The 13,444-nt window shown below is 46.5% G+C and carries 14 protein-coding genes; 6 read left to right on the top strand and 8 right to left on the bottom strand.

Features of this window, described 5'->3' with window-relative positions; genetic code table 11:
• The 4 genes from T538_RS0110385 to dnaE all read right to left on the bottom strand — a co-directional run.
• Positions 1–245 (bottom strand): DUF4372 domain-containing protein (locus tag T538_RS0110385; RefSeq protein WP_031534536.1); only part of this gene is annotated, 245 nt, incomplete at its 3' end.
• A 778-nt stretch (positions 246–1,023) separates the two neighbouring features.
• Complete coding sequence (locus T538_RS0110390; RefSeq protein ID WP_031533749.1) at positions 1,024–1,326, bottom strand: hypothetical protein; 303 nt, start codon at positions 1,324–1,326, stop codon at positions 1,024–1,026.
• A 29-nt stretch (positions 1,327–1,355) separates the two neighbouring features.
• Complete coding sequence (gene trxA, locus T538_RS0110395) at positions 1,356–1,670, bottom strand: thioredoxin (RefSeq protein WP_031533748.1); 315 nt, start codon at positions 1,668–1,670, stop codon at positions 1,356–1,358.
• 42 nt (positions 1,671–1,712) lie between these two features.
• Complete coding sequence (gene dnaE, locus T538_RS0110400; protein ID WP_051656024.1) at positions 1,713–5,561, bottom strand: DNA polymerase III subunit alpha; 3,849 nt, start codon at positions 5,559–5,561, stop codon at positions 1,713–1,715.
• Positions 5,562–5,723: 162 nt separating this feature from the next.
• On the opposite strand from dnaE, the gene T538_RS0110405 reads away from it, so the two are divergent.
• The 3 genes from T538_RS0110405 to T538_RS0110415 are packed head-to-tail and all read left to right on the top strand — an operon-like array spanning position 5,724 to position 7,433.
• On the top strand, positions 5,724–6,416 hold the full coding sequence (locus T538_RS0110405; protein WP_031533746.1) for a phosphatidylserine decarboxylase family protein: 693 nt from the start codon (positions 5,724–5,726) through the stop codon (positions 6,414–6,416).
• Between the two features lie 10 nt (positions 6,417–6,426).
• Positions 6,427–7,176, top strand: a complete 750-nt coding sequence (gene pssA, locus T538_RS0110410; RefSeq protein ID WP_051656025.1) for a CDP-diacylglycerol--serine O-phosphatidyltransferase — start codon at positions 6,427–6,429, stop codon at positions 7,174–7,176.
• The gene (locus T538_RS0110415) at positions 7,173–7,433 is read left to right on the top strand and encodes a DUF4834 family protein (RefSeq protein WP_031533744.1); all 261 of its coding nucleotides are present in this window, start codon (positions 7,173–7,175) and stop codon (positions 7,431–7,433) included. Before pssA ends, T538_RS0110415 begins: the two co-directional genes overlap by 4 nt.
• A 9-nt stretch (positions 7,434–7,442) precedes the next feature.
• Here T538_RS0110415 and T538_RS0110420 read toward each other — a convergent pair whose 3' ends face one another.
• Both T538_RS0110420 and T538_RS0110425 read right to left on the bottom strand, forming a co-directional pair.
• Positions 7,443–8,186 carry a biotin--[acetyl-CoA-carboxylase] ligase gene (locus T538_RS0110420; RefSeq protein ID WP_231497099.1) on the bottom strand — a complete coding sequence of 248 codons (744 nt, stop codon included), beginning with the start codon at positions 8,184–8,186 and terminating at the stop codon, positions 7,443–7,445.
• Between the two features lie 63 nt (positions 8,187–8,249).
• A complete protein-coding gene (locus tag T538_RS0110425) occupies positions 8,250–8,627 on the bottom strand; it encodes a YraN family protein (protein WP_031533742.1) in 378 nt (125 codons plus the stop codon).
• A gap of 86 nt (positions 8,628–8,713) precedes the next feature.
• Here T538_RS0110425 and T538_RS0110430 point away from each other — a divergent pair, with 86 nt between their 5' ends.
• From T538_RS0110430 to pyrH, 3 genes are read left to right on the top strand one after another with little or no spacing between them, the layout of a single operon-like run.
• Positions 8,714–8,929 carry a hypothetical protein gene (locus T538_RS0110430; RefSeq protein ID WP_031533741.1) on the top strand — a complete coding sequence of 72 codons (216 nt, stop codon included), beginning with the start codon at positions 8,714–8,716 and terminating at the stop codon, positions 8,927–8,929.
• A gap of 9 nt (positions 8,930–8,938) precedes the next feature.
• Positions 8,939–9,370, top strand: coding sequence for a nucleoside deaminase (locus tag T538_RS0110435; protein ID WP_031533740.1), 432 nt, complete (start codon positions 8,939–8,941; stop codon positions 9,368–9,370).
• Positions 9,371–9,395: 25 nt separating this feature from the next.
• Complete coding sequence (gene pyrH, locus T538_RS0110440) at positions 9,396–10,106, top strand: UMP kinase (RefSeq protein ID WP_031533739.1); 711 nt, start codon at positions 9,396–9,398, stop codon at positions 10,104–10,106.
• A 528-nt stretch (positions 10,107–10,634) separates the two neighbouring features.
• Here the strand turns inward: pyrH and T538_RS0110445 are convergent.
• Together T538_RS0110445 and T538_RS0110450 are read right to left on the bottom strand one after the other, a co-directional pair.
• Entirely contained in the window at positions 10,635–12,611 is a 1,977-nt protein-coding gene (locus T538_RS0110445; protein ID WP_081834953.1) for a carbohydrate-binding domain-containing protein, read from the bottom strand.
• Positions 12,612–12,622: 11 nt separating this feature from the next.
• The gene (locus T538_RS0110450; protein ID WP_081834952.1) at positions 12,623–13,441 is read right to left on the bottom strand and encodes a DUF2490 domain-containing protein; all 819 of its coding nucleotides are present in this window, start codon (positions 13,439–13,441) and stop codon (positions 12,623–12,625) included.
• Between the last annotated feature and the right edge of the window lie 3 nt (positions 13,442–13,444).

Below are 13,444 nucleotides of genomic sequence, written 5' to 3' on the forward strand. Positions count from 1 at the left end.
TTCAGACCGAGATGATGCAGTTTGTGCGCCTCCGCTTTCATGCCTATCTCCAGTTCGCGCAGGGAATCAAAGTGATTCAATATGCCAAACAGCATAACGACCAGATGCTGGTATCCGTCAAAACGCTTCACATATGCCTCGCTACCTTCTGTTTCACGGCTAATCTGCATGATTCTTTCACGGTCAAGCAGATTTAATATCTGACTATACACCGGCTGTCCGGTAAAATTGCTATCTTTGCCCATGTTATTGCTGTTTTGTGGTTAAAACAAAGATAACAAAAAGGGTCGGATTCCATGCGAGGAATACGACCTTATTTTTTTTCACTCTAAAAATGTTTTACCGGACAGCAATAACTTTTTTGATTATCGTCGCAAAGTCTTTGCTGATTTTGCGACGATAATTTGCTTTTTAACAAACGTAAAACCCTCAGAACTTACGGAAAACTACCCATAAACAGAAATATACATCTGCAATCAGTTCAAAATGCCTTCGGGATTCGTTCGGGATTTTTTCGGGAAATGCGTTCTCTCGTCCGATGCCGATGCCGAATTGGGATGTTTTAGCCTTTTTCTGCATCTTTTTAGGGGAATGTTGTAACGGATTTTTGTGTTACTTGCCTTTGTAGAAATTCATAAACAATTGATAATATGAACTTTAGCACGCAAAGCGTTTCAGCGTTTCAGATACCCCTATGCAGGTTTCAATTTCTTATTCTATATTATATAACTTATTTATTATTAATTAGTTATATATTATATATAAAGGTTTCGAAACAATAATATACCCTCTGAAACACTTGAAACGCTGAAACGCTGAAACGCCAGATGTATCTCGCTCACTCGGGTTTCAGAATCCGAGTGCCTTAACATGGGACATTTGAAGAACATGCAAGCAAGAATACTATTATAAGAATATACAAACATTTCATCGTGTCTCCTCTAAAAAATTATTGAATACCCAACACAAGACACAAATAAAAAGCCATCTCTTATTCAATAAAAAGAGATGGCTTTATCTGTTTCATTCAACTCCCTCGAGGAAGTCCAAGTCGGCATCTACAACTGCCGAGATGTCGTCGAGGCTGAATACTCCGAATTCTTCTTTCTTAGCCTGAGCAACGACATACTGCGCAACGTCGTCAACCACAATCTCCTCGTCCTCGTCCTTGCTGTCTATGTACTCGAAGATGACGTCTACAAAATACTGTATCTGCTCATCGTCGAACTTAGCCTGAAGTTCTGGAGAGATGTGGCTTCGCACATAATTAACCTCTTCAATGTCGCCTCCTACAGCCGACATAATTTCGTCCAATCCGTCTGACATAAATAATTTATTTCCTTTTAAGTTAAAAATCACAACAAAGCCTTAATCTTCTCTTCGAAAGCCGACTTTGAGGCTGCGCCCACCTGCTTGTCAACAACCTCGCCGTTCTTTATGAAGAGAATTGTTGGCACGTTTCTGACGCCGTACTCAACAGCCAAGTCCTCGTTTTCCTCGACATCGACCTTGCCTATAACTACCTGACCCTCGAACTGCTGCGCAAGTTCCTCGATGATTGGAGAAATCATGCGGCATGGAGCGCACCAAGTAGCCCAAAAGTCGAGCACAACAGGCTTTTCGCCTGCCAAAAGCTCCTTTAAGTTGTCTGAATCAATCTGTAAAGCCATAATTCTTACTGTTTTAATTGGTTAAACACATTCTTATTTTTCTCAAGCCTGTTCCATCGAGTAGTCAACGTTGAGTTCCCATCTGGAGTTAGACTTTATATATTCGTAGAGATTTCTGTTTAGATTCACCTTGAACTTCTTGCATTGGAAGAGCAAGTACGACATTCCGTCAGAATCTTTTATCTTGAAGTCGAGTTCAGCCGTTCCGTTTGCCATCTCGGAGAGCGAATAGAGGTTTGACACGCACTCTTTGTCGATGCTGTCGATTGGCATGGTAATGGTTATGCGGTCGATGAGCTTTGTGCTCACATCGTTAAGGTACTGAATCCTCTTAATTACGAAGAATCGCCTTGAAGGGTCGTATCGGCTCACCTCGAAGCCCGCCTCAACAAAGATTGCCACTCCAACGGTAATGATGTCGCGCCACTTAGTCCAACTGTCGCCAAAGAGAGCCAGTTCGCCCGCGCCGTTGAAATCTTCGAGGCTAACGATGCCGAAAGGCTTTCCGTTCTTGCTTATGCCCTCGCGCTTGCCAGTTATTATTCCGCCAACGGTTATCGTCTCGCGGTCGGCAGGCAAATTGTCCTTGTCCTTCAGGGCGGCGGCAGATGTGTTGCACACCTCGTTCAGGATAACGGCATACTCGTCGAGCGGATGGGCTGTAAGATACACGCCCACAAGGTCCTTCTCGCGGTTCAGCCTCTCAAGAGCCGTCCATTCCTCGGCATTAGGGATGGCAGGCCTGGCTATCTCAACGGCATCGAATCCGCCGAAGAGCGAGTTTGTGGCTTCCTTCTTAACCGTCTGATACTGGTTTCCGTATCTTATAAGGCAGTCGATAAACAGTTCGCCCTTGCTGTTTGGTGCAAAGAACTGCTCGCGCTTAATGCCGAACGAGTCGAACGCTCCGGCGTATGCAAGGTTTTCGACAGCCTTGCGGTTACATGCCGAGAGGTTTACGCGCTCAACCATGTCGAAGATGTCTTTGAAAGCACCGTTCTGCTCGCGCTCCAAGATGATGGCAAGAGCGGCACTCTCGCCCACTCCCTTAACGGCTCCCATTCCGAAACGGATGTTTCCCTTGTGGTTTACGGCAAACTTAACGCCCGACTCGTTCACATCCGGTCCGAGCGTCTTTATGCCCATGCTCTTGCACTCGTCCATCAACTTGGTAACATCGGTTATGCTGTTCAAGCTTCGGCTCATAACGGCTGCCATGTACTGCGCCGGATAGTGTGCCTTAAGGTAAGCCGTCTGATAGGCAACCCACGAGTAGCACGTTGCGTGACTCTTGTTGAAGGCGTATGACGCAAATTTCTCCCAGTCGCCCCAAATCTTGTCGAGGATTGCCGGGTCGTGTCCGTTCTTCTTTCCACCCTCGATAAACTTAGGCTTCATCTTGTCAACGATGTCCTTCTTCTTCTTACCCATCGCCTTACGAAGGGCATCGCTCTCGCCTCGGGTAAAGTCGGCGAGCTGTCGGCTCAGCAACATCACCTGCTCCTGATACACGGTAATTCCGTAGGTATCCTTCAGATACTTCTGCATGCAGTCTATATCGTATTCTACTGGCTTGCGTCCAAGTTTACGGTCGATGAAGTCGGGAATATAATCCATAGGGCCCGGACGGTAGAGGGCGTTCATGGCAATGAGGTCCTCGAACGTTGAAGGCTGAAGTTCGCGGAGATACTTCTGCATTCCGGGCGACTCGAACTGGAACGTACCGATGGTTCGTCCGTCGCTATATAGCTTGTATGTGGCAGGGTCGTCGAGACGGAATTTGGTTTCATCAACGATTACGCCAAGGCTGTATTTTATGTTTTCGATGGCTTCCTTTATGATTGAAAGCGTTTTCAGACCAAGGAAGTCCATCTTGATGAGTCCTGTTGATTCGATAACGTGTCCGTCGTACTGCGTACAACTCAGTTTCTCGCCCGTTTCCTTGTCCTCGGCGGTGCTTACAGGAACCCAGTCGGAAATTGCGTCGCGGCAGATGATTGTTCCGCAGGCATGAACGCCGGTGTTGCGGATATTGTTCTCGAGCATCTTGGCATACTTTATCGTGTCGCGCAGATTGTCGTCGGGCGATGTCTCAGCCTGCTGAAGTTCGGGAATGCACTTTATTGCGTTCGGCAGATTCATCTTCAAACCATCGGGCAACTTATCGGGAATAAGCTTACACAGTTTGTTCGAAATTTCGAGCGGAAGTTTCTGAACTCGCGCAACATCCTTTATCGCCGATTTTGTAGCCATCGCGCCGTATGTAATGATGTGCGCCACCTTCTCGGCTCCGTATTTCTCGGTAACCCAGCGCAGAAGTTCGCCACGGCCATCATCATCAAAGTCGGTATCGATATCGGGAAGCGAGATACGGTCGGGATTCAGGAAACGCTCAAACAGAAGGTCGTACTTGATTGGGTCGATTTTAGTGATGCCCAAGCAATATGCCACCGTAGAGCCGGCAGCCGAGCCACGTCCCGGACCAACCGAAACGCCCAGCTCGTTGAACGCCGCGTTGATGAAGTCCTGCACAATAAGGAAGTAACCCGGGAAACCCATCGTCTTCATGATGTGCAACTCGAACTTTATCTGGTCGGCAACGTTCTTTTCGAGCGGATCGCCGTAGAGTTTCTTTGCGCCGTCGTAGGCGAGTTTTGCCAGATAGTCGGCCTCGAACTTGATGCGATACAGCTTGTCAATTCCGCCAAGTTTCTTAATCTTGCTGTCAGCCTCCTCCTTCGGAAGCGGATTCTCGCCGTTCTCATCGGTCGTAAACTCGTTATAGAGTTCCTCGGGAGTGATGCGCTCGCGATATTCCTCCTCCGTTCCGAATTCCTTCGGGATTGCAAAGAACGGCATGATTGGCGGATGCTCGATATCGTAGATTTCGCACTTGCCAAGCACCTCGAGCGTGTTAGCCAAAGCCTCAGGCACATCGCTGAACACCTCGTTCATCTCCTGCTGGGTTTTGAACCATTCCTGCTTGGTGTAGAGCATTCGGGCAGGGTCGTCCAAATCCCTTCCGGTGGCAAGACAGATAAGGCGGTCGTGCGCCTCGGCATTCTCCTCGTCTACAAAGTGACTATCGTTTGAGCATATCAGTTTTATACCGAATTTCTTGCTGTATTCAATAAGTTTTGCATTAACCGTCTGCTGAAGCGGAAACGTCTCGCGGTTGGCACGCTGATTAGGATCTTTAACCTCGTGTCGCTGAAGTTCGAGATAGTAATCCTCGCCAAACAGATTGTGATACCACTGGATGGCTTCCTCTGCCGCCTCGTAGTTTCCGTCGAGAATCTTTCTCGGAACCTCGCCACCGATACAGGCCGAGCAGACAATCAGTCCCTCGTGATAGCGTTCGAGTTCAGAGCGGTCGGTTCGCGGACGCATATAAAATCCGTCAATCCACGAATTTGAGACCAGTTTTATAAGATTGTGATATCCCTGCTCGTTCTTTGCCAGCACAATGAGGTGCCATCCGCTCTGGTCTATACGTCCGTCCTTCAGTCTCATGTCGTTGCGGCGCGAAACATACATCTCGCATCCGAAGATAGGCATGAAATCGGCTATGCGTTTGTTCTTTTCGATAGATTTCTGCAAATCAGCCCTGATTTCGTCAACCGAGCGTGTCTCGTCCCCGGCAGGCGCAAAAGTTCCGTCATCAATCTTCGAGAGCGTCTCCAGATCTGCCTTTATGGCTTTTTTTGCCTTTCCCCTGCGTCCCGAAATTTCATCAAAAAACTCCTTCACGCCCATCATATTGCCATGATCGGTAAGCGCCATACCCTTCATTCCGTCGGCTATAGCCTTGTCAATCATCTTCTTTATCGAAGCCTGTCCGTCGAGAATGGAGTATTGCGAGTGAACGTGTAAGTGAACAAAATCTACCATAAAAAATGTAAAAAATTATAAAACGCTGCAATTTACACAAAAGTTATCAACCCGTAAAAAAATAAGAAGCAAAACATAGTATTTTTCAAATGTATTTATAAAAAACTTGCATCTTTGGCAAATAAACGCTACATTTGCACGATAAAAGGCCAAATACCGATAATGAAAATAAGGAAAAAAATAAAAAAAATTCGTTTACATCACGAAGGTACTCACATCCTGATTGCAGGAGTTATTTTACTTGCAATTCTTAACTTTGGAATATACTACACTCTTTTTGAATGTTGCAGTATAGCATTTTATGTGATTTTGGCAATAACACTCGTAGCATACGCTATTGCCGTAAATTTCTTCCGTTGCCCTATAAGAATCTATGATGGAGAGACCAACAAAATCGTTGTCGCTCCTGCCGACGGAAAGGTGGTTGTTATTGAAGAGGTTGATGAAAATGAGTATTTTCACGACAGAAGAATAATGGTTTCTATCTTCATGAGTTTGTTCAACGTTCATGCCAACTGGTATCCCGTTGAGGGAACAATCACAAGCGTTAAGCATCACAGCGGCCGATTCATGGAGGCTTGGCTGCCAAAGGCAAGTACCGACAACGAGCGTTCAACAGTCATCATCAAGACTGCCGACGGAACAGAGGTGCTTACACGACAGGTTGCCGGAGCCGTGGCTCGACGCATTGTTACATACGCCGAGGAGGGCGACCAGTGCTATATTGACGAGCACATGGGATTCATAAAGTTCGGTTCGAGAGTTGACGTTTATCTTCCTCTCGGAACTGAAATATGCGTAAACATGAACCAGAAGACCGTTGGTAACGAAACTGTTATCGCAAAACTAAAATAAGCAGAAAAAGATGTCTTTAATAAAGAATAACATTCCTAATGCCGTTACATGCTGCAACCTTATTTGCGGATGTATAGCAGCGGGCGCTGCATTCAACTACAACTTGCAGACAGCCCTTCTGTTTATAATACTCGGTGCGGTGTTCGATTTTTTTGACGGAATGACGGCACGCGCCTTGCATGTGTCATCGCCTATAGGCAAGGAACTCGACTCGCTTGCCGACTGCGTAACGTTTGGCGTTGCTCCTTCGGCAATGCTGTTCACAGTAATGACTCAGGTTCAGTATCCGTCGTTCATTCCTGTAAGCTGGAAGGCTTTCCTGCCTTTCACAGCCTTCATAATGGCGGCGTTCTCGGCTCTCAGACTGGCCAAGTTCAACCTCGACACACGTCAGACAACATCGTTCATCGGACTTCCAACTCCGGCAAACGCATTGTTTTGGGGAGCATTGATTGTAGGTGCTAAGGATTTCCTTGTATCTCAGCACTTTAACATTCTGCTGCTGATATTTCTGATGTTGATTTTCTCTTACACCTTGGTGGCAGAGATTCCGATGTTCTCGCTGAAAGTCAAGAACCTAAGCTGGGAAGACAATAAGGTAAGATACACATTTCTGGCTGTTAGCATCGTGCTGATAGCATGGCTCAAGATTCCTGGAATTGCAGCCGCAATAGCATGGTACATCGTATTGTCTGTTCTTCTGAACTATGTAACAGTTACTCCGCCAACCTACGGAAATAAAGACAATTACAACAAATGATTCACATTCTTGGAATATTAGGATTCATCCTACTGCTGATTATAGTTTTCCTTCTCATACTTGTGCTGTCGGCATTCAATATGGTAAGAAACTTTTTGGGACTGGGCAGAAAGACGTCGAGAAAAGAGCCTTTCAGCAATGCACAAAGCAACCGCAGACAGCAGAACGGAAACATAAATACCGACGAGACTCCTTCGGGACACAAGAAAGTATTTTCGAGCGACGAAGGCGAGTATATAGACTTTAAAGAGGATTGATTTTTCCAATCAACCCTCTTTTTTGTTGCTTATAATGAATCTTACTTCCTTAAACTGATATTCGCGCATCTTTCCGTCGGTATCGAGCAATACAAGAACGCCGTTTGGCTCGATGTTGTGAACCTTGGCAACGAAGCGTCCGTTATCATCCTCATACTCGTAATAGCCGCTTCCGCGGTAGAGCGAATGACTGTAGTTTGTCTCGATTCTGAGATATTCGCCACGCTCAATCTGTTCAACGAAACTCTTCAGCCTTATCATTATAAGTTCGAGAAGTTCGGTTACGGGAATCTCGGAATTTATTATCTGTATCATCGAAACTGGGTTTGGCGCATCGCTCAGAAAGACCTTTTGGTTTACGTTTATGCCAACACCCATTATGCACGAGTCAACGAATTTTCCGCTCAACTCGTTCTCTATCAAGATGCCTGCTATCTTCTTGTCGTGCCAATAAATGTCATTCGGCCATTTTATTGTCACATCCTTGATGTATAGGCTCAGCACTTCCTTAATACTAAGGGCAATGGCTTGCGAAAGGCAGAACATATTTTTTGCCTTTACGTTTTTTGGGCGATACAGAACGCTGAAAAGTAGATTCTTGCCGTCTTCCGACTCCCACGAATTTCCAGTCTGTCCGCGTCCATTGGTCTGATAGTCGGTACGCACCACAACATACGGATTATCGGGTTTCAGACTCTTAGACAAAGTTCTGACAAAATCGTTGGTCGAAGCCGTCGATTTCAGGTTTAACACAATATAGTCATTGCATCCCATATGTACAAAAAGATTTAATTGCTATGTTTTTGTTTCAAAACCTTATTCCCACAAGGGAGGGAAAAAAGCATCTTTTATATGACAGATTTTCCATCCGCTATCACTACTCTTTACCACCGACATAACATCGAACCTGACATCCTCGTCAACATCATACTCATTTATGTATGCGTCTGTTGCCGAGACTATCCTGCGGATTTTACCTTCAGTTACAGCATCTTCCGGATTTCCAAAATCTATAGTTGAACGTGTTTTCACTTCGATAACCGCTACTTTCTTATCGTCCGGATCATAGGCAACGATGTCAAGTTCGTAGTGCCCGAATCTCCAGTTGCGATGAAGAATATCATATCCCAGCCTAACAAGATAATCTACGGCGGCATCTTCACCTTCATTTCCTATTCTGTTATGCTCAGCCATAATATGTGCAAAAATATAAAAAACTTTAAGAAAATTGGTTTTGTTGAAACAAAAAAAATTATTTTTGCATTTATATGAAAACAAACTTGAGAAAACGAGCAGAAAAGGCTCCTGTTCAGCGACAGAAACGCATTGTCTGCCTTCTTTCTGACGACGAGGCAAAAATCATAGACCGTTATCTTGAAAAATACAAGATAACAAACCGAGGCAGATGGTATCGCGAAGTTATCCTTGGCTTCATTAGAAAGAACGAGGAGAACGACTGCCCCACCCTTTTTACCGAACACGATATGCGCAGATAACCACGGAATATGGACGACTGTTTTTACATGAAAATGGCTCTTGCCGAGGCACAGAAGGCTTTTGACGAGGACGAAATTCCGATAGGCGCAGTAATAGTGTGCCACGACAGGGTGATTGCAAAGACGCACAACCTTACGGAAACGCTGTGCGACGTTACGGCACATGCCGAGATTCAGGCAATAACGGCAGCCAGCCAGATGCTTGGCGGAAAATACCTGAACGACTGCACGCTGTTCGTAACAGTAGAACCATGCGTGATGTGCGCCGGAGCCATTGGATGGTCGCAACTAGGGCGGCTCGTTTACGGAGCGGAAGACGAAAAGCGCGGCTATCACAAAATTGCGCCGGCAGCCCTTCATCCAAAAACATCGGTAACAAGCGGACTTATGGCAGAGACGGCTACCGAACTGATGCAAAAATTCTTCAAGCGAAAAAGATAATATCTTAAATAATCAAAAATACATAATGACTAAATTCAAGAGAATTCTGCTAAAACTTAGCGGAGAGAGCCTGATGGGCGAACAGAAATATGGTATTGATGTTAAGCGTCTTAACGAGTACGCACAACAGATAAAAGAAGTTCACGACATGGGCGTGCAGATTGGCATCGTAATTGGCGGCGGAAACATATTCCGCGGACTGAGCGGAGCAGGCAAGGGATTTGACCGCGTTAAGGGCGACCAGATGGGCATGTGCGCAACTGTCATCAACAGTCTCGGACTGAGCAGCGCACTTGGCGCAATAGGCTGCAAGAGCCGCGTTCTGACAGCCATCAGAATGGAGCCTATCGGCGAGTTCTACACAAAATGGAAGGCTATCGAGGCAATGGAAAACGGCGAGGTTGTAATCATGTCGGGCGGAACAGGTAATCCTTACTTCACTACCGACACAGGCTCATCGCTTCGCGGCATCGAGATTGAGGCAGACGTGATGCTGAAGGGAACTCGCGTTGACGGCGTTTACACAGCCGACCCAGAAAAAGACCCGACGGCTACCAAGTTCAACGACATCACTTACGATGAAATCTACAACAAGGGCCTGAAGGTTATGGACCTCACGGCAACCACAATGTGCAAGGAGAACAATCTGCCAATCTATGTCTTCAACATGGACATCGTTGGCAACCTCAAAAAAGTTATGGACGGCGAAAACATCGGAACTCTTGTTCACAACTAAACATTCGCCTTTATGATACACAAAAAAAACTCGCAGCCAAATTCCGTTGGTTGCGAGTTTTTTATTAATATGCCATTCGGCTTAAATTCAATAATACTTTGCTCGGGGTGATATGGACTCAATCTTGATTCTTCTCCTGAGATTTTTCAACTTTCTTTTTTCAAATCTCAAGTTTAATGTCCATTGTGAATTGTCAATTATCATCGGCTTGCTTCCCCGAACCTTGAACGTAACTTGAACGTATCTTCCCCGAATCTACCCCGTAGCTACCCCGTTCCTACAACGTACCTTCCGGCTTGCTACTCCGAACCATCCCGTATCTACAACGTACCTTCAACTTACCTTGCGGCTTACTTGCCCCTTACTATTCCCTTGTCATCTGCTTTGTTCTTTTATGTTTTTCCAAATAACGATTCGCGACTCGCATATTGTTGCAGTTTTTCTTATGCCGAACTCGCATAGTGATAAAAAAAATCCTTCCCGCAACAATGTGCGAGAAGGAAATTTGTAAAAACAAATCTTGATAAATTACCATCGTCCCGGAATTCCTCCGCTCGAAGACGAAGTGCTTCCCGTTGTTGAATAGCCAGAACTTGCAGTAAAACTGCTGCCAAGGGTCGAAGAAACCGTTCCGCCCTCGTAATAATAAGTGCCCCAACTTGACGTATAGTTTGAAGGAGCAGAACTGAGCACGTCATACTTATAAGTAGAACCGCTCTTTATGCCCGACGAACTTACAAAACTGTAATTCTGGCTCATGGCGCGCGGAACATAAACCGACATTACAACGTTTCCGTTGGCATCGGTAACAGTAAAATAGCCTTTCGACATTGAAGAGCCTGCAAGATACACCACCGGAACGGTACATGTTGGCGAACTGCTGTTCATCTGCTGACCGCCTGAAGTGAAGACCGCGCCGCCGTTAAACTTCAGATACGAGTTGCTGTCGGCATCAAATCCTTCCTCGGGCGACGATGCTCCGTGCGCAATCATCACACCGCCGTTCACTACAATCGCTCCGCTCTTGCCGTAGTTCGAATCGATGGCATCATTGTTTGTGGCATAGGCATACACATATCCGCCGTTCATGGTAATGACGCCCGACGCATTTATGGCATCGTCGTAAGCTTGAACGTAGATTTCGCCACCGTTTATCGTCAGATTCGTCTTGCTCTCGATACCTTCAGCTCCGTCAGACGATGTTGTGATGTTGAACTTTCCGCCGTTTATCGTAAGCAGGCCATCGCTCTTTATAGCCTTGCTGTTGCTTGAACTTGACGATGTATTTCCGCCCCATCCAAACTGCTGCGAATTACTTGTGCCGTATGCCGAGCCGGTTGTAACAATAGTCATCTCCGGACCGCTGCCGTCTTCTGTGCCGTAGACCGATGTGCCATCAACGTTGATGCCCTTTCCAGCCTGTCCGCTACTCTTCATGCTGAATGTTCCGCCAGAGATGTTGAGGTTTCCGTCGCAGTTGATGCACGCCGCCGTGCTCACTTCAGAAGAACTTTCTTTATAAACGCCGCCCGATGTTGTGAGCATGAATGTTCCGCCAGAGATATTAACCTGTCCGTCGCTCTTGATGCACTTTGAGCCAGCACCGCTTGCCGATGCCACGAGCGTTCCGCCTGTCTGACGGAAGTTTCCGGCTGTTGAGATGCCGTGACCTTTGTCGCCAGTCGTAGAAACATCAACCTTTCCGCCAGTTATGCATACGTTACCTTCCTCAGCCTGAAGTCCTTCGCCAACCGATTTCGTTGTCCACGAGCCATCGGTAATGATGATGTAACTGTTTGTATGAACGGCATCGCTCGCAGCTTTCGTAACATTAACCGTTCCGCCCATGCCGATGACATAATCGTCACTACAGATGGCATGTTTATAGTTTCCGGCAACGTTAAGAACACCGTTTCCGCAGAAAACAAGCTGTCCTTCGGCAAAGATTGCACCCTTCTGGTCTTCCTCGCTGCTTGCGTAGGTCGAAGCATCGCTCAGAGTGTTTGTCGTTCCGCCTTCTGTATAGATGAAGGCGCGCTTGTGACTTTGCAAATTGAGCGCAGGACCATCAGAAGACGTCAGTTTTACCCCGTTGAGCGAAACTTTGTAAAGTTTGTCGCTGTATAGTTTGAGCGAGCCTGTGCCCTCGCCGCTGAGTTCGTAGCAAACGTCGTTGTCGGCATTCGATGTCAGCACGACCTTGCCAGATGCGTTATCAGTTACAAACACATTGTCCGGAAGATTCTCAACCACGGCAGAAGCACCGCTCCACGTTATCTTCACGACTTTCGTGAACGACTGGTTTGCAATATTGTCACCGTCGGATGGGGCAACGACCTCTTCGCCTACGTTCTTGTTTCCGTCCGAATCACTACTTGACGAAGAGGTTGTTTCCTGTTCCTCCTCGATTTCCTTGAGTCTATCTTCCGTTATGTCGTCGGTCTTGTTACAAGCCACGACGATTGCCATCAGCATTGCTGATGCAACAACTCTAAATGCTTTCATTTCTTATGATTTTAGAATTTAAGTGAATATCCAACGCCCAGAATGTTCGAGTTCAAATCGTCGTCCATATCGCGCTGGAACCGATAATAAAGTTCAAGCCTGTTCTTCTTGTCAATTTTATATTCTGAGCCGATAGTTAATCGGTATTTCTCGGCACAGAATCCATCGGTCAGATTGTTATACAATTCGGCTGATGCGTACGGAACAAAGGCGCATTTCTTTCGGCTGTATTCGACCTTAAGGCGCGACCGCAACTGGCATTTTTCGCCCGAAATATCCTTGCTGTCGATGCTCGTCTCTGACTTTTTCAGTCCGTCGGATGCCGACGTTCCGTCGTACACATTCTTAACCTTGACATATTGCAGAGAATCGCCCGTGCGCATTGTGTACTGAATTCTTTCGCGAAGCGAGAAAACGAAGTGACCAACCTTGTACGAGCCTGTGAGATACGCGCCAAAACGGTGCGATGTCTGCCAATACGACGGATAGTATTTCGTTGTTTCCTTGTAGTTTCCCTTGTCGGTGAAACCTGTAGAGAACTTCTCGTCGGCAAGCGTGTGGCGATACAAAAGGTTGTAATCGCCACCCACTTTCAGATATTTGTTCAGTCTGTACGATGTAAAGAGAGCGCCCGACCATCGGCTCACCGCCGACACGTTGTCGCAGGTTCGCATCTCGCCCTCGAAGCCAGCGTCCCACTTCTTGCTAATCTGTTTCGACAGATTTATGTTCGTCCAGATGCCGAAATCGCTCTGCCCAGTCTGAGCAAAAAGGGCACACGGCATCAGTGCCATAATGATTATGGCATTCCAGAATCGTCTATGTATCATAAG

This window comes from Bacteroides sp. Ga6A2 (assembly GCF_000702225.1).
GTDB lineage: Bacteria > Bacteroidota > Bacteroidia > Bacteroidales > Bacteroidaceae > Ga6A1.